The sequence below is a fragment of the Microbacterium sp. AG238 genome, from assembly GCF_003610405.1.
Lineage (GTDB): Bacteria > Actinomycetota > Actinomycetes > Actinomycetales > Microbacteriaceae > Microbacterium.
The window spans coordinates 1,852,628-1,878,597 of sequence record NZ_RAQC01000001.1; the positions used below are offsets into that span (position 1 = coordinate 1,852,628).

Annotated in this window: 23 protein-coding genes; 9 read left to right on the top strand and 14 right to left on the bottom strand. The window is 70.7% G+C overall.

Translation table 11 applies throughout. The features are described 5' to 3' along the window. Positions 1–24 precede the first annotated feature (24 nt). The 6 genes from DEU36_RS08635 to DEU36_RS08660 form a co-directional block, all read right to left on the bottom strand. Positions 25–2,907 carry an HtaA domain-containing protein gene (locus tag DEU36_RS08635; RefSeq protein ID WP_183045324.1) on the bottom strand — a complete coding sequence of 961 codons (2,883 nt, stop codon included), beginning with the start codon at positions 2,905–2,907 and terminating at the stop codon, positions 25–27. A gap of 104 nt (positions 2,908–3,011) precedes the next feature. Beyond that, positions 3,012–3,797 (bottom strand): heme ABC transporter ATP-binding protein, encoded by a 786-nt coding sequence (locus DEU36_RS08640; protein WP_120263792.1) that lies wholly within the window; start codon positions 3,795–3,797, stop codon positions 3,012–3,014. Beyond that, entirely contained in the window at positions 3,794–4,843 is a 1,050-nt protein-coding gene (locus DEU36_RS08645) for an iron ABC transporter permease (protein WP_120263793.1), read from the bottom strand. Before DEU36_RS08645 ends, DEU36_RS08640 begins: the two co-directional genes overlap by 4 nt. After that, positions 4,840–5,943, bottom strand: a complete 1,104-nt coding sequence (locus DEU36_RS08650) for a hemin ABC transporter substrate-binding protein (protein ID WP_259455350.1) — start codon at positions 5,941–5,943, stop codon at positions 4,840–4,842. The genes DEU36_RS08645 and DEU36_RS08650 overlap by 4 nt, the downstream gene beginning before the upstream one ends. A gap of 2 nt (positions 5,944–5,945) precedes the next feature. Further along, positions 5,946–6,860, bottom strand: a complete 915-nt coding sequence (locus tag DEU36_RS08655) for an HtaA domain-containing protein (RefSeq protein ID WP_120263794.1) — start codon at positions 6,858–6,860, stop codon at positions 5,946–5,948. Positions 6,861–6,911: 51 nt separating this feature from the next. Next, positions 6,912–7,280, bottom strand: a complete 369-nt coding sequence (locus DEU36_RS08660; RefSeq protein WP_120263795.1) for a sterol carrier family protein — start codon at positions 7,278–7,280, stop codon at positions 6,912–6,914. A gap of 35 nt (positions 7,281–7,315) precedes the next feature. Between DEU36_RS08660 and purD the strand changes: the two genes are divergently transcribed. Then, positions 7,316–8,587, top strand: a complete 1,272-nt coding sequence (gene purD, locus DEU36_RS08665) for a phosphoribosylamine--glycine ligase (RefSeq protein WP_120263796.1) — start codon at positions 7,316–7,318, stop codon at positions 8,585–8,587. Between the two features lie 123 nt (positions 8,588–8,710). On the opposite strand, the gene DEU36_RS08670 is transcribed toward purD, so the two are convergent. Both DEU36_RS08670 and DEU36_RS08675 read right to left on the bottom strand, forming a co-directional pair. Further along, positions 8,711–10,204, bottom strand: a complete 1,494-nt coding sequence (locus tag DEU36_RS08670) for a DHA2 family efflux MFS transporter permease subunit (RefSeq protein WP_120263797.1) — start codon at positions 10,202–10,204, stop codon at positions 8,711–8,713. Continuing rightward, positions 10,201–10,824, bottom strand: a complete 624-nt coding sequence (locus DEU36_RS08675; protein WP_120263798.1) for a PadR family transcriptional regulator — start codon at positions 10,822–10,824, stop codon at positions 10,201–10,203. Before DEU36_RS08675 ends, DEU36_RS08670 begins: the two co-directional genes overlap by 4 nt. Before the next feature lie 87 nt (positions 10,825–10,911). On the opposite strand from DEU36_RS08675, the gene DEU36_RS08680 reads away from it, so the two are divergent. From DEU36_RS08680 to DEU36_RS08690, 3 genes are all read left to right on the top strand, one after another. Continuing rightward, entirely contained in the window at positions 10,912–11,790 is an 879-nt protein-coding gene (locus DEU36_RS08680) for a phosphoribosylaminoimidazolesuccinocarboxamide synthase (RefSeq protein WP_120263799.1), read from the top strand. 133 nt (positions 11,791–11,923) lie between these two features. Then, on the top strand, positions 11,924–13,264 hold the full coding sequence (locus DEU36_RS08685) for a uracil-xanthine permease family protein (protein ID WP_120263800.1): 1,341 nt from the start codon (positions 11,924–11,926) through the stop codon (positions 13,262–13,264). Positions 13,265–13,404: 140 nt separating this feature from the next. Beyond that, on the top strand, positions 13,405–14,280 hold the full coding sequence (locus DEU36_RS08690; protein ID WP_120263801.1) for a VOC family protein: 876 nt from the start codon (positions 13,405–13,407) through the stop codon (positions 14,278–14,280). A 12-nt stretch (positions 14,281–14,292) separates the two neighbouring features. On the opposite strand, the gene DEU36_RS08695 is transcribed toward DEU36_RS08690, so the two are convergent. From DEU36_RS08695 to DEU36_RS08715, 5 genes are all read right to left on the bottom strand, one after another. Beyond that, positions 14,293–15,306 (bottom strand): LacI family DNA-binding transcriptional regulator, encoded by a 1,014-nt coding sequence (locus tag DEU36_RS08695; protein ID WP_120263802.1) that lies wholly within the window; start codon positions 15,304–15,306, stop codon positions 14,293–14,295. A gap of 7 nt (positions 15,307–15,313) precedes the next feature. After that, positions 15,314–16,831 (bottom strand): GH1 family beta-glucosidase, encoded by a 1,518-nt coding sequence (locus DEU36_RS08700; RefSeq protein ID WP_259455285.1) that lies wholly within the window; start codon positions 16,829–16,831, stop codon positions 15,314–15,316. After that, positions 16,828–17,745 carry a carbohydrate ABC transporter permease gene (locus DEU36_RS08705; protein ID WP_120263803.1) on the bottom strand — a complete coding sequence of 306 codons (918 nt, stop codon included), beginning with the start codon at positions 17,743–17,745 and terminating at the stop codon, positions 16,828–16,830. Before DEU36_RS08705 ends, DEU36_RS08700 begins: the two co-directional genes overlap by 4 nt. Then, positions 17,742–18,797, bottom strand: a complete 1,056-nt coding sequence (locus DEU36_RS08710) for a carbohydrate ABC transporter permease (protein WP_396652157.1) — start codon at positions 18,795–18,797, stop codon at positions 17,742–17,744. Before DEU36_RS08710 ends, DEU36_RS08705 begins: the two co-directional genes overlap by 4 nt. 71 nt (positions 18,798–18,868) lie before the next feature. Then, positions 18,869–20,131 (bottom strand): ABC transporter substrate-binding protein, encoded by a 1,263-nt coding sequence (locus tag DEU36_RS08715; protein WP_120263804.1) that lies wholly within the window; start codon positions 20,129–20,131, stop codon positions 18,869–18,871. Positions 20,132–20,364: 233 nt separating this feature from the next. Here DEU36_RS08715 and purS point away from each other — a divergent pair, with 233 nt between their 5' ends. The 3 genes from purS to DEU36_RS08730 are packed head-to-tail and all read left to right on the top strand — an operon-like array spanning position 20,365 to position 22,287. Continuing rightward, positions 20,365–20,610 carry a phosphoribosylformylglycinamidine synthase subunit PurS gene (gene purS / locus DEU36_RS08720; protein WP_120263805.1) on the top strand — a complete coding sequence of 82 codons (246 nt, stop codon included), beginning with the start codon at positions 20,365–20,367 and terminating at the stop codon, positions 20,608–20,610. Beyond that, on the top strand, positions 20,607–21,311 hold the full coding sequence (purQ, locus tag DEU36_RS08725) for a phosphoribosylformylglycinamidine synthase subunit PurQ (RefSeq protein WP_120263806.1): 705 nt from the start codon (positions 20,607–20,609) through the stop codon (positions 21,309–21,311). The genes purS and purQ overlap by 4 nt, the downstream gene beginning before the upstream one ends. A 46-nt stretch (positions 21,312–21,357) precedes the next feature. Further along, complete coding sequence (locus DEU36_RS08730) at positions 21,358–22,287, top strand: 2-hydroxyacid dehydrogenase (RefSeq protein ID WP_120263807.1); 930 nt, start codon at positions 21,358–21,360, stop codon at positions 22,285–22,287. A gap of 324 nt (positions 22,288–22,611) precedes the next feature. Here DEU36_RS08730 and DEU36_RS08735 read toward each other — a convergent pair whose 3' ends face one another. Then, positions 22,612–23,130: an adenine phosphoribosyltransferase gene (locus DEU36_RS08735; protein WP_094260877.1), complete on the bottom strand. Its 519-nt coding sequence runs from the start codon at positions 23,128–23,130 to the stop codon at positions 22,612–22,614. Between the two features lie 78 nt (positions 23,131–23,208). On the opposite strand from DEU36_RS08735, the gene DEU36_RS08740 reads away from it, so the two are divergent. Beyond that, on the top strand, positions 23,209–24,924 hold the full coding sequence (locus tag DEU36_RS08740) for a glycoside hydrolase family 13 protein (RefSeq protein ID WP_120263808.1): 1,716 nt from the start codon (positions 23,209–23,211) through the stop codon (positions 24,922–24,924). Between the two features lie 15 nt (positions 24,925–24,939). Further along, entirely contained in the window at positions 24,940–25,944 is a 1,005-nt protein-coding gene (locus DEU36_RS08745) for a LacI family DNA-binding transcriptional regulator (RefSeq protein ID WP_120263809.1), read from the top strand. Positions 25,945–25,970 lie beyond the last annotated feature (26 nt).

Consider the following 25,970-nt stretch of genomic DNA (forward strand, 5'->3'; position numbering starts at 1 on the left):
GCGACGAGAGGGCTCAGGGCATCGTCAGAGCGCGCTACGACGGCGACGCGTGAACGACACGGCGAGCGCGCCGATCAGCAGCATCCCGGCACCCAGCCACAGGGTGTCGACGGGAGCCTGTCCACCGGTCGCGGCGAGGGTCGCGTCGGTCGAGGCGTCGCACGGCACCTCGGCCCCGAGCGGGAACGTGATGTTCACGGAATCGAGTGCTTCGCCGGCCGAGTAGAAGCCCGCGAAGGCCTCGGCCCCGGCAGCCGTCAGCGTGGCCGATGCACCCGTCCAGCTGATCCGATTCGCCGTCGTCGTGGCGGCGGGAAGCGAGAGCGTCGCGAAGACGACGCCGTTCGCGTTCACGTCGGGCGAGCCGTTGTAGCCCTTCGACTGCACGTTCACGACCAGCGAGGCCGTGTTCGCGCCGGTGATCTGCACCCGCGGGTTCGAGAGGGTCATGTCGAGCAGGCCGCTGTGCCCGGTGTAGTGCACCGATCCGCCGAAGCTGACGCGACCGCGGTCGTTCTCGGGGCTGTACGCACCCGAACCGCTGCCCCAGCCGCCCGAGATCTCGCCCTTGGCGATCGGGCCGGTGATGTACGAGCGATACGACTCCTTCACACCCCACTCGATCGTCGCGCCCGAGACCGACCGTGCGACGCACGACGGTTCGGCGGGCGACTCGACGGCTGCGGCGACGGCGGCAGCCGTGACCCGGAAGGGCGCGGATGCCGCGACGGCGCCGCCGACGCTGAGCTCGAGCGTGTGGTCGCCCGTCGCGAATCCGGCCGGGACCGCCCACGAGAACGACACGCGTCCGCCGGCATCCGCCGTCGCCGTGCCGATCATGACCGGCTCGGAGTGCGCGACGGCCGTGACGACGTCACCGGGCGCGAAGCCGCCGCCGGTGAATTCGAGCACTCCGCCCTGGGCGACCGTCGCCGAGCCCGCGAACGCGACGAACGGGGCCGTCGGCTGAGCGACGGTGACGTCGGCGAAGGTGTCGAGCGTCCGGTCGGTGATCGACAGCGCGTGCGCTGCGGAGGTCGCGACGTGGTAGCTCTTCGTCGGGTCGAGCGAGCCCGCGGGCACCGTCAGCTCGACGGTGAACGCGCCACCCACGATCGAGCCCGGGCGCACCCAGGCCAGCTGCACCCAGCCCTCAGCGGGCAGCGGTCCCGCGCCTGCCCAGAGCGACTTCTCGCCGAAGACGACGTACGCGCCGTTGGCGGCGCTGTCGCCGACGAAACCGGTGCCCGAGACCGTGAGCGTGTTGGACACGGCCGGGTCGAGGTCCGCGTTCGGGGTCACCGTGATTCTCGGGCTCTTCGTCGGCTCGGGCTGGGGTGCGACCTCGGCCCACGTCACGGGGACGAAGATCTCGTTGTCGGGCTGCAGGCCCTGCGACACCTTGTTGCCGAAGGTGAACACGCCGAGTCGGTAGTCATCGCCGGGGCGCTTGTCGTTCGCGGACTTCTGGTCGACCTCGACACTCCACGAGAAGTCGACCGTGCCGTCGGCGTTCTCGCTCCACTGGAGGTTGGTGCCGCCGGTCGGCGCGTCGGAGACCCGGACGTACGAGATCGACGGACGCGCCGCATCCGCTGCCCCGTCGGTGGGCTTCCACGTCTCGGCGACCCAGCCGAAGCGCAGCGCGAATCCGGCACCGACCTCACTCTGGCGGTAGTTGCGTCCCTCGACGGTCAGCGTGGCACCGCTCGGGTCGACATCCGTGTTCGGGGTGACCGTGAGCGTCGGCGCGGGGAGCGGCTCGGCCGGGGCGGTCGCGAACGACACCACCGCCTTCGCGTCCTGCGATCGGTTGGTCATGCCGGTGTGGTCGGCGATCGTGTAGACCGCCGTGGTGTCGCCCTTCGGCGCGACCCGCAGCGTCGTCTCGAACGAGCCGTCGGCCGCGAACTTCACCATCGTGTCGGTGCGAGGCGTCGAGGTGACGAGCTTGGCGCCGGCGGTGCAGCCCGCCGAGATGAAGGCGAAGTCGACCTCCGAGAGCGGCCGGTCGGTGCACGTCGTGAGGTAGATCGGCTGGGCGGGGTCGTAGCCCGTGCCCGTGACGGTGATCTCCTCGCCTGCGGGGTCGAGCCCCGTCGACGTCGACAGCGTGAGGGTGGGGACCCGCACCGGGGTCTCGGGCTCGGTCGCCGTCGCGGTGACTGCGTAGCTCAGCGCCGGTGCCGTCGAGGCGGAGTAGGCCGTAGCGTCGGCCGGGGTGAACGCGGCCGCGATGCTGTGCGTGCCGACGGCCAGCGACGAGGCGACGATGCTCGCGACGCCGCCGTCGACCGGAGCCGAACCGAGCGATGCGTCGCCGGCGGTGAACGAGACCGACCCGGATGCCGCGGGCGAGACGGTCGCCGTCAGCGTGACGTCCGCGCCTTCGACGGCCGTGCCGTCGGGCGAGGCGGACAGTGTCGTCGTGGTCGCTTCGACGACGGCGGGGAACAGCGCGGCCCAGTCGATCAAGACGTCGGCGCGAGCGAGGAGGTTCGCCTCGGTGGGGAACGAGCGCGACGGCCACGAGATGATCTCGTAAGCCTTCGTGCGGTCGAGTTCCGCTGCGACCTGCTCGAGGCTTCCGCTGATCTCGCCCGCGGCGGAGACGTCGAGCGAGGCGTTGGGCGTGCTCGACTGGTCGACCGTCAGGTCGCCCTTCTCGACGAGCGCGACGTAGGCGTGCCGGCTCGGCTGGCCGGGGTACTGCGGGGCGACCTCGAAGCCGGTGCCGGCGATGGCGACCGTGATCCTCTCGTTCGCCACGACGGTGGTCGACGTCGTCAGGGTGGGCCCGGCGGCGGATGCCGGGGCGGCGACGCCGACGACGGCGGCCATGGCTATGAGCGCGCCGGTCAGCACGCTTGCGAGCGGACGCTGCAGCGCCGCCCTCCTGGTTCTCATCATGGGAACCCTCCGAATCTCGATGCGGGTGAAGCTCGCGCGTCGGGCACGCGACGCGAGTTAGCTTAGCCTTACCTAATCAGTTTTTGTGAAGATGCTGACAGTCAGAGGTCGGCGTGACGGCGCGGGAGGATGACCGGACGTCCGGTGTCGGGGTCGTCGAGCACCCGGACCGGCGTGCCGTAAACCGTCGCGACCCGCTCGGCGGTCAGCACGGCGCGGGCATCACCGCGGGCGACGAGCCGGCCGCCGTCGATCATCGCGACCTCATCCGCGTAGGCCGCGGCGAGCGACAGGTCGTGCAGCACGACGACCACGGCTCGCCCCTCGCGGGCGAGCCCGCGTGCGACACGGAGGACGTCCTCCTGGTGCCGGAGATCCAGGGCCGCGGTCGGCTCGTCGAGCAGCACGACGGGGGTGTCCTGTGCGAGAACCCGAGCGAGCGACACGCGCGCCTTCTCACCGCCGGAGAGCGACGGGTAGGCGCGATGGACCAGGTGCGCGACGTCCGCGCGGTCCACCGCTTCGGCGATGCGCGCGTCATCGTCGTCCGCGTGCTGCGTGCCGATCCAGGGGGTCCGCCCCATCGCGACGACCTGGCCCGCCGAGAACGAGAAGGCGACCTGGTTCGACTGCAGCAGCACCGAGCGTCGCCGCGCCAGCTCGCGGGCGGACCAGTCGCCCACCGGACGCCCGTCGAGACGCACGGCACCGGAGGAGGGCGCGCGATCCCCCGTCAGCAGCGACAGCAGGCTCGACTTGCCGGCACCGTTGGGCCCGACCAGCGCGAGCAGCCGGCCGTAGCCGACATCCATCGTCACGTCGTCGAGGATCGTCGCATCTCCCAGCCGCAGGCTCGCGTGCTGCACCTCGACCGCGACGCCCGTCACGACCAGCCCCCGGCGGTGCGCCGCGTGCGGCGGATGAGCCAGAAGAAGAACGGGCCGCCCACGAGCGACGTCAGGATGCCGATCGGCAGGTCGGCCGAGACCACCACCGTCCGCGCCAGGAGGTCGGCGAAGACGAGCACAACCGCGCCGCCAAGGGCCGAGAGAACGATGAGCGGGCGATGGGCGGGCCCGAGCAGCATGCGGACGATGTGGGGGACCACGAGTCCGACGAAGGCGATGATGCCGACGAACGCGACGGCGACCCCCGTGAGCAGGGCGACGAGGACGATCGACCCGATCCGGAGTGCCTCGACGCGCACGCCGAGATGCACGGCTGTGCGATCGCCGAGCGCCAAGAGGTCGTAGCGACGCGCGAGAGCGAGGGATGCCGCCGTGCCGAGTGCCCCGACGAGCGCGACCACAGCGACCTCGGTCCAGCGCGAGCCGTTCATCGAGCCGAGCTGCCAGAAGACGATCTGCTCGCGAGAGGCCGTGTCGCCGACGAACATCAGCAGCGCCAGCCCGGCTCCCGCGAACGCGTTGACAGCGATGCCCGTGAGGATGAGCGTGATCGACTCGGTGCGGCCCTGGGCGCGCGCGGCGGCGTAGACGACCAGGGTGGCGATGAGTCCGCCCGTGAAGGCGCAGACGGCGATCGACCAGGGACCGAGGAACGACAGGCCGAGCGTGATGGCGGCGGCGGCCCCCACGGCTGCGCCCGACGAGACGCCGACGACGCCTGGCTCGGCGAGCGGGTTGGCGAAGATCGCCTGCATGACGGCGCCGGCGACCGCGAGCAGGGCACCGACCAGCAACGACATCGCGACGCGCGGGAACCGGATCTGCCACAGCGTCTGCTCGATCAGCGGCTCGGTCGGTGCCCACGGAAGGGGGACGCCGACCGACCGCAGCAGGGAGCCGATGACCTCGGCGGGTCCGATGGGCAGCTGGCCGAGCCCGGCGGAGAGCACGACACCCACCGCCAGCAGGGTCACGGTCACGCCGGCGACGATGACGACACGGCGCCTCGCGGCAACCGAGGTCATGAGGCCGGAGCCGGGGCGTAGACGGCCCGCGCCAGCGCGTCGAGCACCCCCGCGCTGCGCGGTCCGAACGACAGGATCTGCCCGTCGGCCATGTCGACGAAGCGGCGGTGCTGACCGGCCGCGGTGAGCGCGATCGCGGGCTTGTCGGCGAGCAGGCCGTCGACGCCCCCGACCGATTCCAGGCCGCCGGTCATCACGAGGATGAGGTCGGGGTCGGCGGCCACCATCGCTTCGTCCGTGAGGGGCTGCATCCCGCTCCAGCCGAGCTCACCGGCGACGTCGACCCCACCGAGCGCGGTGATGAGCTGGTCGGCACCAGACTCCGACCCGAACAGGTAGTAGACCCCCGCCGACCCGCGCAGGTAGAGGAAGACCATGCGCAGACGGTCGTCGGCTGCCTCCGGCGCGAGCGCGGCGATCTGCGCCCGCGTCGCATCGACGTCATCCGCGATGCGCTGAGCCAGCCGATCCCCCGCCTCGACGACACCGAGCACCTCACCCACCGATCGCGCGAGATCGGCGGCGCCCTCGAACGACGCGGAGCGCTCGACGAAGACCACCGTGATGCCGACGTCCCGCAGCTGCTGCACGACGTCGACCGGCCCGATGCTGCCGTCGGTGATGACGAGGGTCGGCGCGAGGCCGATGATCGACTCGGCGTTGACCGTGTGGCCGCTGCCGGTGACCACCGGAAGGTCGGCCGCGCCGGGAAAGGTCGTCGAGACGTCGCGGCCGACGAGGTCGCCACCGAGCCCCAGGCCCCACACGGTCGCCGCCAGCGACCCGGAGAGGTCCATCGCGATGATGCGCGAGGCGTCCGTCACCGTCACCTCGACGTCGCCCGTGAGGTCGTGCGAGGTCACGGTGACCGGCAGGCTCTGCACGGGATCCGCGCCGACGGGGTCGACCTCGGCGTCGGCGAGGACGGCTGTCGACGGCCCCTCGAGCGAGCGCGGATCACTCACCGGCGTGAGCTCGCTCAGCGGGGGCCGGTCGATCGCGACCTCGACACCAGCCTCGGCACCTGAGGTCGCCGCCGGCATGCAGGCGGTCAGCGAGAGGGCGGCCGCGGCGAGCGCTGCGACAGCGAGCCGTCGCATCCTCACGCGGCGGACCCGTCGTCGGCGCCATCGGCGGGCGCCTCACGGCGCTTGCGGCGCGAGACGACGACCGCGGCCGTCGTCCCGCCGATCGTCGCGACGAGCGCGCCACCGATGGCGGCGGAGAGCGCGACGGGGAGCGCGCTGCCCGATCCGTTCTCGCCATCGCCGGATTCTGCGGCATCCGCGGCGGGTGACGCCTCGACGACGGGCGCGGGCTCGGCGGTCGGCGTCGGGGTCGCACACACCCCGCTGGCGGTGAACGAGAGCGGGTCGAAGGCGGTTCCGGTCTCGTAGTTGCCGAAGGCGGCGTACCCCTCCTCGGTGATCGCGGTGGCGGCATCGGTCGCGGCGAGAGTGAGGACATCGCCCGCCACCGTGCTCTCGAGACCCGCGAGGTCGACGGTCACGAGCGGCACCTGAGGGGTGGTGACGACGGTGTCGTCTCCGGCCAGCGCGCTCTCCATCGACACCCCGGCGAGGTCGACGACGACCCGGCCCGATGCCGGCGCGAGGTCGAGCACGGCGTTCTGCACCGTCGAATCGAGGAGTCCGCCATGGCCGGTGAAGCGGATGCCGCCGGGGAACGAGATCGTGCCGGCGCCGGCCTCGGGGTCGTAACTGCCCGTGCCGCCGCTCCACGTGAACGCGGGCGTCTCGTAGCCGACGCCGCCGAACGGCTCCCAGGCGCCCTTGGCGATGGAACCGGAGATGTACGACCGGAACGACTCCTTGAAGCCCCACGTGACGGTCGCGTCGGTGATGGTGCAGCCGGATGGCGAGGCGGATGCGGCGGGGCGCTCGGAGCGCATGGACGTGACATCGCCGATCGCGAAGGCGGGTGCGGCGGCGCCGAGGACGATCGACGCGGCGGCGAGCGTCCCCAGGGACGCCCCAGTCAGAAGGAAAGAGCGCACAGCAGACTCCAGAAGTAAGGTCAGGCTTGCCTAACCTTATCGGAGTCGACGTCAGGGCCGAAGCGGAAGCAGCGCGTCGAGATCGGCGCGCGTGCCCGAGGCGCGCAGCCGACCCGCGGCCGCGGCATCCGCCCACGCCAGCTCGCCCAGCGCCAGCGCGATCCAGGTGGCCGCGTCGGTCTCGACGACGTTGGGCGGCGTGCCGCGGGTATGACGCGGACCCTCGACGACCTGAACGGCGCCGAACGGCGGAACGCGCATCTCGACGGAGTTGCCGGGCGCCTTCTCGACGAGCAGCTGCAGCAGGTAGCGCACAGCCGTCGCCAGGTCGGGGCGAGCGGGCTTCTCGCCCGCGGAGTCGGCGGCCGCGACCGCGGCGAGCGCGGCACGGCCATCGGCGGTGAGGATGCTGCGGGCCATGGGTTCCACGCTAGCCCGGTCGGTAGGCTGGCCGGGTGAAGATCCTGGTCCTCGGCTCGGGCGCGCGCGAGCACGCCATCATCCTCGCTCTCGCCGCGGAGGGCGCCGGCCACGAACTGCTCGCGGCCCCCGGCAACGCCGGCATCGCCCGCGATGCCCAGATCATCGCGGGTCTCGATCAGAACGACCCGGTCGCGGTGACCGAGTTCGCGGGCAGCGCGAACGTCGACCTCGTCGTCGTCGGCCCCGAGGCGCCGCTCATCGCCGGCGTCGCCGACGCGCTGCGCGAGCGCGGCATCCCGGTCTTCGGCCCCGGCAAGGTCGCTGCCCAGCTCGAAGGGTCGAAGGCCTTCGCCAAGCGGGTCATGGACGAGGCCGGAGTGCCGACCGGTCGCGCGGTTCGGGCACGCAGCCGAGCCGAGGTCGAGTCCGCGCTCGACGAGCTCGGCGCACCCCACGTGGTCAAGGCCGACGGCCTGGCAGCCGGTAAGGGCGTCATCGTCACCGACGACCGCGAGGCAGCGCTCGCCCACGCCGACACGTATCTGCCCGGCGGCCCGGTGCTGATCGAGGAGTTCCTCGCCGGCCCCGAGGTCTCGCTCTTCTTCGTCTCGGACGGCGACACCGTGCGCGCCCTCAGCCCCGCGCAGGACTACAAGCGCGCCTACGACGGCGACGCCGGCCCGAACACCGGCGGCATGGGCGCCTACTCGCCGCTGCCGTGGCTCGCCGACCGGTTCGGCAGCGAGGCGGAGTTCGTCGCCGAGGTCACGCGCGACGTGGCCGAGCCCGTCATCCGCCACCTCGACGCCGAGGGCACCCCCTTCATCGGCCTCCTCTACGCGGGCCTCATCCTCACCGACGCGGGAATCAAGGTCATCGAGTTCAACGCGCGCTTCGGCGACCCCGAGACGCAGGTCGTGCTCGCCCGGCTGACGTCATCGCTGTCGGAGCTGCTGATGGCCGCCGCGAGCGGTCGACTCGAGTCCGAGCCTGACCCGACGTTCTCGACCGACACCGCCGTCACCGTCGTGCTCGCGAGCGAGGGCTACCCCGAGCAGCCCGTCACCGGGCGGCCTCTCGCGGGGCTCGACGCCGCAGCATCCGTCGAGGGCGTGCACCTCGCTCACGCTGCGACCGCCGAGACGATCGACGGGCTCGTCGCCACCGGCGGGCGGGTGCTGAACGTCGTCGCGGTCGGCACCGACTTCGCCGAGGCCCGAGACCGCGCCTACCGCGCACTGTCCGAGATCACGCTCGAGGGCTCGCACCACCGCACCGACATCGCCGCCCGCGTCGCGGACTAGCCCGCAGCGGGGCGCGGCCCGCCGCAACTCCTCGATTTCGGGCCGTCTCCAGCCTGACGTCGGCTGCGACGTCCGAGCTGGACGTGTTCTTGAGGAGTTACGGCAGGCCGCGGGTCAACCAGCTCAGCGCTGCGCGAGGTGCGCGGGACGCTTCAGGAAGATCACGACGATCACGGCGACCCCGATGACGACGGCCGGCAGCACCATCGCCTGAGCCATCGCGGCCGAGAACCCCTCGGCGATCGCGGGAGGCATCGAGCCGCCGCCACCGCCGAAGTCGCCGCCCGCGGCATCCCCGGCACCGGGGAGGTTCGCGGTGAGCCGCGACTGCATGTACGCCGCGATCGCCGCCGAGCCGATGACCGAGCCGACCGTCCGGGTCGTGTTGTAGATGCCCGAGCCGGCGCCGGCCTGGCGCGGCGGCAGGTTGCGGGTCGCCGTCGTGGCGAGGGGTCCCCACATGCCGGCGTTGGCGACACCGATGATGGCGGCGGGGATGAGGAGCAGCAGCACCGGCGCCTCGGTGTTCATCAGCAGCGCGTAGCCGACCAGGCCCACCACCATCAGCATCAGACCGGGGACGAGCAGCAGACGCGGGTCGACCCGATCGAGGATGCGGCCGGCCAGCGGCGCGAGCGCACCCGAGAGGATCGCCATCGGCACCAGCAGCAGCGCCGACTGCGTCGGCGTGAGGCCGCGCGCGAGCTGCGTGAAGAAGGCCATCGGCAGAGCCATGCTCGTCACGGTGAACCCGACGGCCGCGATCGCGATGTTGGAGATCGCGAAGTTGCGGTCGCGGAAGAGCTCGAGCGGCACGAGCGGCTCGCTCTTGGTGCGTCCCTGCGTCCAGACGAAGACCGCCATGACGACCACACCTGCGGCGATCATCGCCCAGATGCCGGCGGCCCAGTCATAGTGCTCGCCCTCCTGCAGGCCGAAGACGATGAGGAAGAGTCCGATCGCGCTCAGCACGACGCCCACGACATCGAAGCGGTGGGGGTGCGTCTCGAGCTGGGGCACGAGGCGCCACGCCAGCACGAACGCCACGACGCCGACGGGGATGTTGACGAAGAAGATCCACTCCCAACCGAAACCGTCGACGAGCAGCCCGCCCGCGAGGGGGCCGACGAGGGTGGCGACACCGGCGGTGGCGCCCCACAGGCCCATGGCGGCGCCTCGGCGTTCGGCGGGGAAGGTGCGGGTGATGACAGCCATCGTCTGCGGAGTCATGAGGGCTGCGCCGAGACCCTGCACGGCGCGGGCGACGATGAGAACGGCGAGGGAGCCCGACAGCCCGCAAGCGAGGGAGGCGACCGTGAAGATCGCGAGCCCGATCAGGTAGATGTTCTTCGGCCCGAACCGGTCGCCGAGACGGCCCGTGACCAGCAGCGGCACGGCGTACGCGAGCAGGTACGACGACGTGACCCACACGACGTTGTCGAGGTTGCCCGTCGACGGGTCGAGCGCGGCCTTGATCGCAGGATTCGCGACCGAGACGATCGTCGTGTCGACGAGGATCATGAAGAATCCGATGACCATCGCCCACAGGGCGGGCCACGGGTTGACGGCGGATGGGGCGCCTCCGGGGGCGCGGACGGTGTCGGTCTTCTCGCTCATGCGCGTGCGGCTTCTCTCTGTGCCAGATAGCGGTCGGTCGGTGCGAGGTCGGTGACCCCCCACACGGTGTCGGGGCGACGGATGTACTCGACCGCTTCGTCGAGCCAGGCGACATCCGCCGACAGCAGAGCCGTCTCGCGATGCACCTCGATCCAGAACTGGGGGTAGGAGCCGCGTTCGATCGCGTGGTCGCGCGCCTGGCGGTGCGCGTCGAGGGATGCCGCCAGGGCGTCGCGTCGCTCGCTGAGGAGCGCCACCACTTCGGCGCGGTCGAGGTTGTGCGACTCGGCCAGCGCGACGCGGAAACGCTCGGGGCGGTCGATGGCGGGGAGCTCGCGCCGCACCCACGCGATCAGCATGTCGGCGCCGGCCCCCGTCAGCGTGTACGTCGTCCGCTCCGGACGGTTGCCGTCACGATCGGTGCCGACCTCGGCGATGAGTCCCTGCCGCTCGAGACGCGCGACCGTGTGATAGATCGTGCCGTGCGTCAGGGCGACGAGGCGGTCGGCCTTGCGCTCGCGCAACAGACGGACCATCTCGTAGGCGTGCATGTCGTCCTCGTGCAGCAGCGCGAGCAGCATCAGCCCCAGCGGGGTGAGTCGGTCGACGGCATCCGGCATGGCACCCCCCTCTCACATAGTCCATGTGGACTATACGCCTTTTTTCACGGGTGATCGCAACCGGTCCCGCTCCGGGATAATGGCCGGGTGAGCGCCCTCGATCTGCCCGGCTGGAAGCACGTGTACTCCGGCAAGGTCCGCGACCTGTACCGCCCGGACGACGGAGCGCACGATCGGATGCTGGTCGTCGCCAGCGACCGCGTGAGCGCGTTCGACCAGGTGCTCGATCCCGGCATCCCCGGCAAGGGCGAGCTGCTCACTCGACTGAGCCTGTGGTGGTTCGCCCAGCTCGCCGGCCGTGACGGCGGCCGGCCGATCCCCAACCATGTGCTCGGGCTTCAGCCCCCGGCAGCCGTTGCGGCCCGCGCCATGATCGTTCGCGAACTCGACATGCAGCCGATCGAGTGCATCGTGCGCGGGTACCTGACCGGCACGGGCTGGGCCGAGTACTCCGAGAACGGCACGGTGTGCGGCATCCCGCTCCCCGACGGCCTGCAGAACGGTGACCGCCTGCCCGAGCCGATCTACACGCCGGCCTACAAGGCGCCCCTCGGCGAGCACGATGAGAACATCTCGTTCGAGCGCACCGAAGAGCTCGTCGGCGCCGAGACCGCCGCCGCGCTGCGTGACGCGTCGCTCGAGATCTACCGACGAGCCGCCGCTCTCGCCGAGAGCAAGGGGCTCATCCTCGCCGACACCAAGTTCGAGTTCGGCCTCGACGCCGACGGCGTGCTGACCCTCGCCGACGAGGTGCTCACGAGCGACTCGTCGCGCTACTGGGATGCCGAGGCCTGGCGCACCGGCACGACGCCCGCCGAGCGCATGGCGAGCTACGACAAGCAGATCGTGCGCGACTGGCTGGGCGCCAATTGGGACAAGACCGGCACTCCCCCGGCGCTGCCTGCCGAGATCGTCGAGCGCACCGCGGCGAAGTACCGCGAGCTGCTCGAGACGCTCGCCGGCTGACCCCGCGACGCGTCGGGACGACCGGTTGCCCGCGCGTTCTGCGGAGCGCCGACCGGGCGTCCAGGGATCTCACAGGTAGGGTAGGGCCGCTCTCGCGCTCCATCCCGAATCCCTCATCCTTCCGAGGAGTCCCATGCCCATCTGGTCCCTCCACGGCGACGGTCGCACCGTCGCGCGCGGCGCCGTCGTCAAGCCCGGCGAGCGCCTGAACTGGCCCGGCACGATCGCCATCGGCGCGCAGCACGTCGTCGCGATGTTCGGTGCGACGTTCCTCGTGCCGATCATCACCGGCTTCCCCGTGTCGACGACCCTGCTCTTCTCCGGTCTCGGCACCCTCGTCTTCCTGCTGATCACGCGCAACAAGCTGCCCAGCTACCTGGGCTCGTCGTTCGCCTTCATCGCGCCCATCACGGCGCTCAACGGCGGGAACCGCCTCGAGACCGGCGAGCAGATCACGCAGGCGCTCCTCGGCGTCGTCGTCGCGGGCCTCCTGCTCGCGGCGGTCGGCTTCATCGTGCAGGCCTTCGGCACGGGCTGGATCGAGAAGCTCATGCCGCCCGTGGTCGCCGGCGCGATCGTCGCGCTGATCGGCTTCAACCTCGCGCCCGCGGCGTGGAACAACTTCCAGATCCAGCCAGAGATCGCCACGGCCACCCTGTGCGCCGTCATCCTGTTCAGCGTGCTGTTCCGCGGTTTCCTCGGCCGGATCTCGATCTTCCTCGGCGTGATCGTCGGCTACATCGTGGCCGCCGTCACCGGTCAGGTGAAGTTCGAGGCCGTCGAGGCCGCCGACTGGTTCGGCCTTCCCGACTTCCACCTCGTGGCCATCGGGGATGCCGCGGCCTGGTCGATCGTGCCGATGTTCCTGCCGGTCGTGCTCGTCCTGATCGCCGAGAACGTCGGCCACGTGCGCGGTGTCGCCACCATGACCGACGACCCGTCGATCAACAAGCACACCGGCCGCGCGCTCATCGCCGACGGCGTCGCGACGACCCTCGCCGGCGGCTTCGGCGGCTCGGGCACCACGACCTACGGCGAGAACATCGGCGTCATGGCCGCGACCCGCGTGTACTCCACGGCCGCGTACTGGGTGGCGGGCATCGTCGCGATCCTGCTCGCGTTCTCGCCCAAGGTCGGGGCCGTGTTCAACACGATCCCGGCGGGAGTGCTCGGCGGCGTCACCACCGCCCTCTACGGCCTCATCGGCGTGATCGGCATCAAGATCTGGGTCGACAACCGCGTCGACTTCTCCCGCCCCGTCAACCAATACACCGTCGCGGTGTCGTTCGTCATCGCGATCGCCGGCTTCGCGATGAACCTCGGCTCGCTGCAGTTCGGCGCGATCGTGCTCGGCACCATCGCCGCCCTCGTCATCTACCACGCGGGCAACGCGATCGCGCGCTGGCGCAAGACCGGCGCCGACGACGGTGGCCCCATCCCCGCGGTGGGCCCCCTGGGCGGCGACCCCCAGTAATCCGTAACGCCGAGTGCGCGGCATCCCGTCGACTGTCCGACTTTCAGACGCGAGGATGTCGTGCACTCGGCGTTGTGTCGTGCATTCGCGGCCACGCGGCGGGGGGAATGACATTGGGGGGGCGGGGGTTGTGTATGCGTATGAATGAGAAGCTCGCAGATGCCACGACGATGGGCGCCGTCACCCTGCTGGTCGGCGACCTCGACGGCATGACGCGCTACTACCGTGACGTCGTGACCCTGCAGGTCCTCGCCGCCGACGGCGACACCGTCACGCTCGGGCGCGCCCGCCGGCCGGTCGTGATCCTGCGCCACGAGCCCGCGCTCCGCCACGCGGCCGCCGGATCGGCGGGCCTCTTCCACACCGCCATCCTCTTCGAGACGCAGTCGGCCCTCGCCGCGGCGCTCTACAGCGTCGCCCGACACGCCCCGACGACCTTCACCGGCAGCGCCGACCACCTCGTCAGCCAGGCGTTCTACTTCACCGACCCCGAGGGCAACGGCATCGAGCTCTACTGGGACCGCGATCGCAGCACCTGGTCGTGGACCCATGGGCAGGTCGAGATGGACACGCTCTACCTCGACCCCAACGCCTTCCTGCGCGAGCACCTCGACCCCGCGGCGCTCGACGGCGCGGGCAGCGCCGGCTCCGCACCGTCCGATCCTGCCCGCGTCGGGCACGTGCACCTCTCCGTCGGCGACGTGGCGACGGCCCGGGCGTTCTACATCGGCGCCCTCGGCTTCGACACGACCGCGGCGCTCGGCGATCAGGCCCTCTTCGTCAGCGCCGGCGGCTACCACCACCACATGGCGATGAATGTCTGGAACTCTCGGGGCGCAGGGCCCCGCATGCCGGCGCTCGGCCTCGGCCGCGTCGATCTCGCCCTGCCGACGCCCGACGACCTCGGCGCTCTCGCCGAACGCCTCCGCCACCACGGCGTCGCCGTTCGCGACGACGGCCGAACGGTCGCGTTCGACGACCCGTGGAACAACACGCTCCACGCCGCCGTAGCCTGAGCGCAGCGCGCGTCAGGCCGAGCCGCGGACGATGAGCTCCGTGTCGAGGATCGTCACTTCGGGCGGCGACATCCCCGCGAGCCGGGCGAGCAGGACATCGGCCATGCACTCGCCCTGCGTGAACGAGGGCTGCCGCATCGTCGTCAGCTGCGGCTCGGTGGTCAGCGCTACCGGCGAATCGTCGAAGCCCATGACAGCGACCTCGTCGGGGATGCGGATGCCCTCGGCCGCGAGCACCTGCATGGCGCCGCGCGCCATGAGATCGCTCGCGACGAAGAGCCCGTCCAGCGGCTCGCCCGCCGCGAGGATGGCACGCATCGCCGCGGCGCCGGACTCGGTCGTGAAGTCGCCCTGCACGACGGGAGCGGGCGTGAGGCCCGACTCGGCAAGGGCGACACGGTACCCCTCGGCGCGGTCGACGCCAGCGGGCATCGACGGCGGACCGGTGATGGCGCCGATGTGACGGCAGCCCCGCCCGATGAGGTAGGCGGTGGCGTCGCGTGCGCCGGCGACGTTGTCGACGTCGATGTAGTAGTCGCCCCCACGGGACCGCACCGGGCGGCCGCCGTAGACGACGGGGACCGCGGCGGCGATGCGTTCGATGAAGGTGTCGCTCGTGTGGTGAGACACGATGATCGCACCGTCGACGGCGCCGCTGCGCACGTACTGGGCGGTCTTGTCGCCGGGGTCGGCGCTGGCCATGATCAGGTTCAGCACATAGTCGCTGCGGCTGATGCGCGAGTTGATGCCCGACACGACCGAAGCGAAGAAGGGGTCGCCGAACACCCGGTTGGTGTCTTCGGGCACGACGAGCGCGATCGCCAGCGTCGATCGGCTGGCGAGCGAACGCGCCGCACGGTTGGGGACGTAATTGAGCTCGGCTATCGCGCGTCGCACCGACTCGAGAGCGGCGGGGCTGACGGCGGTCGAGCCGTTGACGACGCGCGAGACGGTGGAGCGCGACACACCGGCGACGGCCGCGACCTCTTCGATGGTCGCGGCCGTCCGGGTCTGATCGGAGATCACAGGTGGGCTACCTCGGGACGGCGGTCCGGGCGGCGTCCGCCGCAGCGGGAACGTCGATCGCACGATCTGCGATGACCCGACGATACTCCTTCGCGCTGTCCTTCAACGTCCGCTCCTGAGTGTGGTAATCCACGTGCACGATGCCGAAACGCTTCTCGTACCCCCAGGCCCATTCGAAGTTGTCGAGCAGCGACCAGTAGAAGTAGCCGCGGACGTCGACACCGGCATCCTGCGCGTCGAGGATCGCGCCCAGGTGCACCCGCAGGAACTCGGCGCGCTCGGTGTCGGGCACCGTCTTCTCGCCGTCGACCTCGACGAGCTCGTCGTCGTACGCGGCGCCGTTCTCGGTGACGTAGAGGATCGTGCCCACGGGCTGCGCGTACTCGGTCCACACGCGCTCGAGCAGCTGCGTCAGCCCCGCGGGCTGCACCTCCCAGTGCATCGACGTGCGGGGCAGGCCCCGCTCGTGCCAGTAGATGTCGTGACCGGCGGGCCACGGCGAGCCGGTCTCGCGATCGGTCGGCGCGTCGCCCGGGGCCGGCGGGTTCGGGTCGGGACGACCGCCCACGAACTCGCCGTGGTAGTAGTTCACCCCGAGAGCATCGAGGGGCTGCGCGATGATCGCCGCGTCGCCCGGGCGCACGGCGTCGCGCCAGCGCTCGACCGCCGCGGCATCCACTCTCTCGATGTCGGCGACGATGTCGCCGGGGTACGCGGCCCGGAAGATCGGGTCGAGGAACCAGCGGTTGAACTGTCCGTCGATCCGTCGCGCCGCGTCGACGTCGGCGGCGTCGGTCGGGTCGGCGGGCTCGGCGACCGTCAGGTTCAGCGTGATGCCGAGCGACAGCGACGCGTCGCGCTCCCGCAGCGCGGCGACGGTCTGGCCGTGGCCGAGCAGCAGGTGGTGGGCGGCGAGCATGCCGTCGCCGATGTCGAACCGCCCCGGCGCGTGGATGCCGGCGGTGTAGCTGAGGAACGACGAGCACCACGGCTCGTTGAGCGTCGTCCAGTGGTGGACGCGGTCGCCGAGGGCGTCGTGCATGTCGAGGGCGTACTCGGTGAAGCGATCGGCCGTCTCGCGAAGGGTCCAGCCACCCCGCTCCTCGATGGCCTGCGGCAGATCCCAGTGGTAGAGCGTCAGCCACGGGATGATGCCGGCGCCGAGCAGCTCGTCGACGAGACGCTCGTAGAAGTCGACGCCCTGCGGGTTGAGCGGTCCGCCGTCGGGACGCACGCGCGACCACGACGTCGAGAACCGGTAGGTGTCGAGACCGAGTTCCTTCATGAGCGCGACGTCGTCGCGGTAGCGGTGGTAGTGGTCGCACGCGACGTCACCGTTGTCGGCGTTGATGACGGCACCGGGCACACGGGCGAACGCATCCCAGATCGACGCGGTGCGTCCGTCTTCGAAGGCCGCGCCCTCGATCTGGTACGCCGCGGTGGCCGCTCCGAAGAGGAAGCCGGTGGGAAAGCTGCGCGAAGCGTTCATGTTCTCCTGCTGAATGCGGTCGAGGTTCAGGGTCATCCCTTCACCGCCCCGGCCATGATGCCACTGACGAGCTGCTTGCCCGCGAAGATGAACAGCAGCAGCAGCGGGATGGTCGCGAGGATGACGCCGGCGAGCACGATGGAGTAGTCGACGAAGTAGTTCGACTGCAGCAGCGACAGCGCCACGGGGAGCGTCGGGTTCTGCCGGTCGAGCACGATGAACGGCCAGAAGAAGTTGTTCCAGGCTCCGACGAAGGTGAAGAGGAACAGCATCGCCGCCGCGGGACGCGCCGCGGTCATGCCGACCGTCCAGAACGTGCGGATCATCGAGGCGCCGTCGACGCGCGCGGCCTCGATCAGCTCGTCGGGCACCGCCTGACGCAGGTACTGCGTCATCCAGAACACCCCGAACGCGCTCGTGAGCGCCGGGATGATGATGGCACCGATCTGCCCCGTCCACCCGAGCTCGGAGAACAGGATGTACAGCGGCACGACGCCGAGCTGCTGCGGCACGGCCATGGTCGCCACGACGAAGATCAGCAGCCCGGGCCCGCCGTGGAAGCGCAGCTTCGCGAAGGCCCAGCCCGCGAGCGTCGAGGTGATCACGACGGCGGCGGCGATGAGGAACGAGCTGTAGATGGAGTTCCACAGCGCCGGCCAGAAGTTGACGGCCGGGTTGGAGATGACCGAGAGGGCGTTCTCGATGAAGTTGCCTCCGGGGATCCATGGGAAATCGCCGCGCAGTGTGGAGGAGTCACCCGAGCCGATCACGAACGACCAGTACAGGGGGAACACCGCCGAGAGGAAGACCGCGCCGAGGATGCCGTAGGTCCAGAAGCCGGGGCGGCTGCCACGGATGCGGCGGGCGCGCGCACCGCGACGCTGCTTGTCCGCGGTCGGGATGCCCTCTTCCACCGTGGCGAGGGGGACGGGAGTGCCGATGGTGCTCATGCCTGGTTCTCCTTCAGCGCGCGCTGCGCCTGCTTGGCCTGCTTCTTCTGCTCCCGTTTGCTGAGCTCCCGGCGCAGCCCCTCGTCTCGGACGAGGGTGCGGGTCACCACGAGGTTCACCAGACCGATCAGCACGATGATGATGAACAGGATCCACGCCATCGCCGCGGCGCGGCCGAAGTTCCACTGGCCCCAGCCGACGTCGTAGAGGTAGAGCGTGATGGTCAGCCACTGCTGAGCGGATCCACCGCGGCCGAACTGGTCGAACACGCGCGGCTCGTCGAAGATCTGCAGGCCGCCGATCGTGGCCGTGATGATGACGAAGATGAGGGTCGGCTTCAGCGACGGCAGCGTGATCGAGAAGAACTGCCGTACGGGACCGGCGCCGTCGACGGTGGCGGCCTCGTAGAAGTCGCGGTTCACGGCCTGCATGGCCGCGAGCAGGATGAGGGTGTTGTAGCCCATCCAGCGGTAGTTCACCATCGTCGCGATCGCGACGTGGCTCCAGAACGGCTCGACGTGCCAGGGGATGGCTCCGATGCCGATCGCCTGCAGGATGCCGTTGATGAAGCCCGACTGGTCGGCGAACATCGCGTTGAAGATGAGGCCGACGGCGATGGGCGCGACGACGTAGGGAACGAGAACCGCCATGCGCCAGAAGGTCTTGGCGCGGATGTTCCGGTCGAGCACGGCGGCGATGAAGATCGCGAGCACGAGCTGCGGAACGCTCGAGAGCAGGAAGATGCTGAAGGTGTTGCGCAGCGCCGTCCAGAAGTGGGGCTGCGACAGGATCCAGATGTACTGGTCGAATCCGATGAACTCACCCTCGCCGCGGATGAGGTCCCAGTCCATGAACGAGATCACCGCGGTGTACGCGATGGGGAAGAGCCCCACGATCGCGAACATGATGAAGAAGGGCGAGATGTAGAGGTAGGGCGAGAAGCGGATGTCCCACTTGCTGAGCTTCTGCGAGAAAGAGATGACTCGCGGAGGACGACCGCCGTCGTCGTTTCGGGGGGAGCGCGTCGCCGGGCGCTGCTGAGTCGTGGTCACGATCGTCCTTCGGGTGCGAGAGGGGGAGCGCCGGGGCGCACCTGTGGTGGGGTGCGCCCCGACAGGGCGGGTCAGAAGCTTCCGACCTCGGTCTCCCAGGTCTTCCAGGAGGTCTCCTTGTCCTCGATGCCGTCGAAGACGCGCGTGATCGCGTTGCCGAGGGCGTCGTGGAACTGGAAGTACTTCGGACCCTTGAAGGTCGTGACGGTGATCGCGTTGGCGCGGTCGATGCCGATCTGACCCGAAGGAGCGTTGTTGAAGTATTCGTTGACGAACCCGGTCAGGTCGGGGCTCGACTGCGCCTCGGGCTGGCTCGGGAAGGTGCCGGCGTTGTTGAAGGCCTTGATCTGCGTCTCAGGCGACGTCAGCCAGTCGGCGAGCTTCTGCGCGTTGGTGAGGTTCTTGCCGTTCGCGGGGACCACGAGGTACGAACCGCCCCAGTTGCCGCCGCCCTCGGGGAACGCGTTGGCGATGTCCCAGCCGGCGATGTCGGGTGCTTCGCCCTCGATGATGCCGTGCATCCACGGCGGGCACAGCATCGCGGCGAACTTACCGCTCGCCATCGAGGCGTACCAGTCGTCGGACCACTGGCCGGCGTAGGCCGAGATCGGGATCGCCTTGTCGACGACGGTGTCGTAGGCCTCGCGGATGTCGGGGTTCTCGGTCGCGATGACCGTGCCGTCCGGCTCCTCGTAAGCGACCTCGAGCTGGTTCACGACGCCCTGGAGGACGGAGTTCGCCGAGTCGATGAAGGGCTCACCCGTCTTGGCGACGTAGTCGCTGCCGACCTGGAAGAACGCGTCCCACGTCGGGAAGAGCTGAGCGACCTCTTCACGGTCGGTGGGCAGTCCGGCGGCCTCGAAGAGGTCGGCACGGTAGCAGATGGCCTGGGGTCCGACGTCGGTGCCGTACGCGACGAGGTTGCCCTCGGCGTCGGTCGCAGCCTTCTCCTTCCAGTCGAGCCAGCGGCCCGCGAGCTCGTCGGGCACCGGCGCGACGAGGTCGGAGTACTGCATCATCTCGGGGAACCAGTCGACCTCGACGCCCTCGACGTCGGCGAGTCCGGTCTTGCCGAGCTTCTGGAAGAAGTTGGTGCGGGCGTCGTTCGAGGTCGCCGCCTTGGTGTGGACGACCTTGATGCCGGTCTCCTCGGTGAACTCCGCGAGCAGTTCGTCGGTGTAGCCGAAGTCGTTGAACGTCGCGAGGGTGACGGTGTCGGAGTCGCCACCGGATGCGGCCTGGTCACCTCCGCCCGAACATCCGGCGAGGACGATGGCCGAGGTGGTTGCGACGCCGGCCACGAGGCCGATCCGCCGCAGTGCGCGTGAATTCACGTGTCACTCCTTCGTGATTGCGGGTATCTGGTGCGCGGTGCTGCGCACCCGACTGTGGGAGCGCTCTCACCGATTGACCATGACCATACGGGAGCGCTCCCAGGATCACAAGGGAGCGCTCCCAAAGACGATGGTCACGATCCGGTCACGAGGCCGGCCAGATGCGGCAACGGGGCGCGGCATCCCACCCGTAGACTGGTCGCGCACCCATCCCGCGACCTCCGGAGCGAGCAATGCCCACCATCGTCGTCGACGTCATGCCCAAGGCCGAGCTGCTGGATCCGCAGGGCAAGGCGGTATCGGGCGCCCTGACCCGCCTCGGCGTGGCCGGCTTCTCCGACGTCCGCATCGGCAAGCGCTTCGAGCTCACGGTCGACCGCGCCGACGAGGCGACTCTCGAGACCGCTCGCCGCATCGCCGACGAGATCCTGTCGAACTCGGTCATCGAGGACGTCGTGAACATCGAGGTCGTGGAGTGACCGCGCGCATCGGGGTCATCACCTTCCCGGGCTCTCTCGACGATCGCGACGCGCAGCGCGCCGTCCGTCTCGCCGGCGCCGAGCCCGTCGCCCTCTGGCATGGCTCGCACGACCTCGACGGCGTCGACGCGCTCGTGCTGCCCGGTGGCTTCAGCTACGGCGACTACCTCCGCGCCGGTGCGATCGCCGCGCTCGCGCCGATCATGGCCGAGGTGAAGGATGCCGCAGACAAGGGCATGCCCATCCTCGGCATCTGCAATGGCTTCCAGATGCTCGTCGAGGCGCACCTGCTGCCCGGCGGGCTCATCCGCAACGCCCACCAGCAGTTCATCCGCCGCGACCAGCGGCTCGTCGTCGAGAACGCCGACACCGCCTGGACGAGCGGATTCGACGCGGGCCAAGAGATCGTCATCCCGCTGAAGAACGCCGACGGCGGCTTCACCTGCTCGGCCGAGACGCTGAAGCAGATCGAGGGCGACGGCCTCGTCGCGTTCCGTTACCGCGGCGTGAACCCCAATGGCTCGCTCGACGACATCGCCGGGCTCACGAACGAGCGCGGCAACGTCGTCGGGCTCATGCCCCACCCCGAGCACGCGGTCGAGCCCGGCTTCGGCCCGAACACCACCGACGCGATGCGCTCGGGCACCGACGGACTCACCTTCTTCACGTCGGCCGTCGCCGCCGTCCTCGCTCGCGTCTGACGCGGGCGCGGGCCGAGACGTCTTCCCGGGTCGGTAGCGTGGGGGCATGAGCGAATCCCCCCGCAGCGTCGTCGTCAGCGTTCCCACCGATGAGCTGGCAGCCGACATCGGGGCCGTTCCCGACGGTGTCGAGCTGGTCGTCTGGGACCTCCGCTCCCCCGCGCCCCGCGACGCGTTCGACATGGTGGTCCCGCCCTATATGTCGGGCAAGCGACTGCTCAGCGCACTCGGCGGCGTGAAGGTCGGGCTTCTCCAGAGCCAGTCCATCGGCTACGAGGGCATGGGCGCGTACCTGCCCGAGGGCACGAGGCTCGCGAACGCGTCGAGCGTCCACGAGACCGCGACGGCCGAGATCGCCGTCGGCCTCGCGATCGCGGCGCAGCGCGACCTCGCCGACTACGTCCGCAATCAGGAGTCGTCGCGGTGGGCGCCGCAGTTCAGCCGGAGCGTCGCCGACCGCACGGTGCTGGTGCTCGGCTACGGCGGTGTCGGCAAGGCCGTGGCATCCCGCCTGCTGCCCTTCGAGACGACGATCGTGCCGGTCGCATCCCGCGCACGCGACGAGGACGGGGTGCACATCCACGGCATCGACGAGCTCGACGAGCTGCTGCCGAGCACCGACATCCTCATGATCACGCTGCCGGGCGGCGAGCCGACGAAGGGCCTGATCGGCGCGCGCGAGCTCGCGCTCCTCCCCGACGGCGCGCTCGTCGTCAACGTCGGTCGCGGCACCGTGCTCGACACCGACGCACTGGTGGCCGAGCTGCAGTCCGAGCGACTGCGCGCCGCCCTCGACGTCGTCGACCCCGAGCCGCTGCCCGAGGATCACCCGCTCTGGCGCGCGCCCGGCGCCCTCGTCGTGCCCCACGTGGGTGGCGCCGCCGACGCCATGCGCCCGCGCATCGCGAAGCTCGTCCGCACGCAGATCGAGCGCCTCGCCGCCGGCGAGGAGTCGATCAACATCGTCGAGGGCTGAGCCGCCGCTGCCGGGCCCGTGCCGGTCTCGGGCACGGCTCGGCCCGCGGTCCCGGGTGCCGTACGCAGGCTGAAAGCCGTCGGACGGCACCGTCGCCCCGCTCACGGCACGCTCAGCCTGAAGCCGGCCTGCTTAAGAGCCTGTTCACGCGACCCCGGCGGCCCGGAGTCGGCAACGAGCTGCGTCTCGCGCTCGGCCATCAAACCGGGTCGGGGTCGGAGCTTGCGCGTCCCGTCTACAGGATGAACGTCCCGGACCCGCCGCGAGGAGCCTCCGCGCGACGCTCAACCTGCGCACGGCACAGGTGCACGGGACCGGACCGGATCAGACGCGGAAGATCGTGTGGACCGGACCGCAGACGTCCTGCCCGCCGAGCTCGGTGAGCTCCATCAGCACGGCGGTCCCGACGGTCCGGTGCCCGAGGCCTTCGAGCAGACGCTGAGCGGCACGCAGGGTTCCCCCCGTGGCCAGCACGTCGTCGACGAGCAGCACCCGCGTACCGCGCGGCAGGTCGTCGGCCATCTCGATCGTGGCCTGACCGTACTCGAGGTCGTACGAGACGGATGCCGCCGGGCGCGGCAGCTTGCCCGCCTTGCGGATCGGCACCATGCCGACGCCGCTCGCGGCGGCCACGGCGCCGGCGATGAGGAATCCGCGCGCTTCGACGCCGGCGACGACGTCGAACTCACGGGCGAAGGGCGCGATGATCGCGTCGATGACGCTGCGCAGCGCGGTGGCGTCGGCGAGCAGCGGCGAGATGTCGCGGAAGAGGATGCCCGGTTCGGGGAAGTCCGGGATGAGCGCGATGAGCGACTCGGCGTGCTCGAGGGGGTCGGAAGTCACCGAACCACCCTAGGCCCGTTTCGAGAGGCCGCCGACGGTGACGGCGCGACTGCAAGCGCTTGCACTAGAGTGAGCGCCATGACCTCCTCCTCCGTGGACACGGCGGCATCCACCCTCGCCCCGATCGGGATCTCCCGGCCCGGCGCCGAGTGGTGGCGCACCGCCGTCATCTATCAGATCTACCCCCGCTCCTTCGCCGACGCGTCGGGTGACGGCATCGGCGACCTCGCCGGCATCACCTCGCGCCTGGGCGACCTCGCCGACCTCGGCGTCGACGCCGTGTGGCTGAGTCCCTTCTTCCGGTCGCCGCAGAAGGATGCCGGGTACGACGTCTCCGACTACTGCGACGTCGACCCGCTGTTCGGCACGCTCGCCGACTTCGACACGATGCTCGAGGAGGCGCATGCCCGCGGCATCCGGGTCATCGTCGACCTCGTCCCCAACCACTCGTCCGATCAGCACGCGTGGTTCCAGAAGGCCCTCGCCGCCGAGCCGGGCAGCCCGGAGCGCGCGCGCTACATCTTCCGCGACGGCAAGGGCGAGAACGGCGACGAGGCGCCCAACAACTGGGAGTCGGTCTTCGGCGGCCCCGCCTGGACGCGCACGACGAACCCCGACGGCACGCCGGGCCAGTGGTACCTGCACCTCTTCGACTCGACCCAGCCCGACTTCGACTGGGCCAACCCCGAGGTGGGCGACGAGTTCGAGCGCATCCTCCGCTTCTGGCTCGACCGCGGGGTCGACGGCTTCCGCGTCGACGTGGCCCACGGCCTGGTCAAGTCCGACGGCCTGCCCGACTTCGTGCCGGCCGAGGACGCCGGATCGATGGGCGGCGACAGCCTCGACGTCCCCTACTGGGGCCAGGAGGGCGTGCACGACATCTACCGCCGATGGAACCGCATCCTCGCCGAGTACGAGGGCGACCGCGCCCTGTGCGCCGAAGCGTGGCTGCCGACCGTCGACGAGACCGCCCTGTGGGTCCGCCAGGACGAGATGCACCAGGCGTTCAACTTCCCCTACCTGCAGACCGAGTGGGACGCCGATCACCTCACCGAGGTGATCTCCGAGTCGCTGCGCGCGTTCCCCGCCGTCGGCGCGCCCGCCACCTGGGTACTCTCCAACCACGACGTCGTCCGACACGCCTCGCGCCTGGCTCTCACGGCGGAGAACCCCCAGGGCCACGGGCTCGGACCCGACTCCCCCGGCCAGCCGGATGCCGTCGTGGGACTCGCCCGCGCCCGCGCCGCGACGACGCTCATGCTCGCCCTCCCCGGCTCGGCCTACCTCTACCAGGGCGAGGAGCTCGGGCTTCCCGAGGTCGTGCACCTGCCCGACGACGCCCGTCAGGACCCGACCTGGTTCCGTACCGACGGCGAGCGCTACGGCCGTGACGGATGCCGCGTGCCGATCCCGTGGGACGCCGACGCCCCCGGTTACGGGTTCAGCCCGACGGGCGCCTCGTGGCTGCCGCAGCCCGAGGAATGGCACGACCTCGCGCGTTCGGTCCAGGACGGCGACCCCGCCTCGACCCTGACCCTCTACCGTGAACTGCTCGCCGCGCGTCGCCAGCACGACCTCGGCGCCGGCACGCTCGAGTGGGTCGACCTGCAGCTCGGCGACGACGTCGTGGCGTTCCGCAACGGCGACGTGCTCGTCGTCGCCAACACCGGCACGAGCGCGGTGACGCTCCCCGCCGGTGAGATCCTGGTCTCGAGCGTCGCGGGGCTCACCGGGACGACCTCGGGAAGCTCCGAGCTGCCCGTCGACGCGGCGGTCTGGATCCGCACGAGCTGACGGAAGGAGCGGGAGATGGTCGGCATCGACGACGTCGCGCGACGCGCGGAGGTCTCGACGGCGACCGTCTCCCGCACCCTCAGCGGCCGGGGCCCGGTGTCACCCACGACGCGCGAGCGCGTGCTGCGGGCGGCATCCGACCTGGGCTACGTCGTCTCGTCGGCGGCGTCGAGTCTCGCATCCGGGCGCACCCGCAACATCGGCGTGCTCGTGCCGATGCTCGACCGGTGGTTCTTCTCGCGCGTGCTCACGGGCATTGCCGCGACCCTCCAGCGTGACGACTACGACGTCGCGCTGTACGCCCTGACCGCCGAGGCCGACGAGCGGCGCCGGGTGTTCGCCACCTCGCTGCGACGCCAGCGGGTCGACGGGGTCATCGTGGTGTCGATGGCCCTCGCCCGCGACGAGATCGCGCAGCTGGGCGACCTGGGCCTGCCGGTGATCGCCATGGGCGGGCAGCTCGCCGGCCTGCGCTCGCTCACCGTCGACGAGATCGAGGTCGCCCGGACGGCGACCGAGCATCTCCTCGGCCTCGGGCACCGCGACATCGCCCACATCGGCCTGCATCCGCAGTTCGAGGGCGACTTCCACATCCCGTCACAGCGCCGACGCGGGTTCGAGGCCGCACTGGCCGAGGCCGGCCTGCCCGCGCGTGGCGACCGGTTCGCGGCTGCCGATTTCACGATGGCCGGCGGCCACGAGGCCGCGACGCGGCTGCTCCGTGGCGCCGAGACCCGCCCGACCGCGATCTTCGCGGCCTCGGACGAGATGGCGATCGGCGCGATGCTTGCCGCGCGCGAGCTCGGGCTGCGCGTTCCGGAGGACCTGTCGGTGATCGGGGTCGACGGCCACGACCTCGGCGGGTTCTTCGGCCTCACCACGGTCGATCAGTTTCCGGGACGACAGGGCGAGCGCGTGGCCTCGGCGATGATCGCGGGGCTGCGCGGGGCAGCATCCGAACCCCCCGCCGACCTCGACTTCGCGCTCGTGGAGCGGTCGAGCACCGCACCGCCCGCCTGAAACCGCCGTGGCATCCCGGGCAGCGC

What these genes read in the sequence shown, in the direction of transcription:
- DEU36_RS08635 (WP_183045324.1), bottom strand. Translation starts at nt 2,907, where the DNA reads ATGAGAACCAGGAGGGCGGCGCTGCAGCGTCCGCTCGCAAGCGTGCTG.
- DEU36_RS08645 (WP_120263793.1), bottom strand. Translation starts at nt 4,843, where the DNA reads ATGACCTCGGTTGCCGCGAGGCGCCGTGTCGTCATCGTCGCCGGCGTG.
- DEU36_RS08650 (WP_259455350.1), bottom strand. Translation starts at nt 5,943, where the DNA reads ATGCGACGGCTCGCTGTCGCAGCGCTCGCCGCGGCCGCCCTCTCGCTG.
- DEU36_RS08660 (WP_120263795.1), bottom strand. Translation starts at nt 7,280, where the DNA reads ATGGCCCGCAGCATCCTCACCGCCGATGGCCGTGCCGCGCTCGCCGCG.
- DEU36_RS08670 (WP_120263797.1), bottom strand. Translation starts at nt 10,204, where the DNA reads ATGAGCGAGAAGACCGACACCGTCCGCGCCCCCGGAGGCGCCCCATCC.
- DEU36_RS08675 (WP_120263798.1), bottom strand. Translation starts at nt 10,824, where the DNA reads ATGCCGGATGCCGTCGACCGACTCACCCCGCTGGGGCTGATGCTGCTC.
- DEU36_RS08685 (WP_120263800.1), top strand. Translation starts at nt 11,924, where the DNA reads ATGCCCATCTGGTCCCTCCACGGCGACGGTCGCACCGTCGCGCGCGGC.
- DEU36_RS08690 (WP_120263801.1), top strand. Translation starts at nt 13,405, where the DNA reads ATGAATGAGAAGCTCGCAGATGCCACGACGATGGGCGCCGTCACCCTG.
- DEU36_RS08700 (WP_259455285.1), bottom strand. Translation starts at nt 16,831, where the DNA reads ATGACCCTGAACCTCGACCGCATTCAGCAGGAGAACATGAACGCTTCG.
- DEU36_RS08705 (WP_120263803.1), bottom strand. Translation starts at nt 17,745, where the DNA reads ATGAGCACCATCGGCACTCCCGTCCCCCTCGCCACGGTGGAAGAGGGC.
- purS (WP_120263805.1), top strand. Translation starts at nt 20,365, where the DNA reads ATGCCCACCATCGTCGTCGACGTCATGCCCAAGGCCGAGCTGCTGGAT.
- DEU36_RS08730 (WP_120263807.1), top strand. Translation starts at nt 21,358, where the DNA reads ATGAGCGAATCCCCCCGCAGCGTCGTCGTCAGCGTTCCCACCGATGAG.
- DEU36_RS08740 (WP_120263808.1), top strand. Translation starts at nt 23,209, where the DNA reads ATGACCTCCTCCTCCGTGGACACGGCGGCATCCACCCTCGCCCCGATC.
- DEU36_RS08745 (WP_120263809.1), top strand. Translation starts at nt 24,940, where the DNA reads ATGGTCGGCATCGACGACGTCGCGCGACGCGCGGAGGTCTCGACGGCG.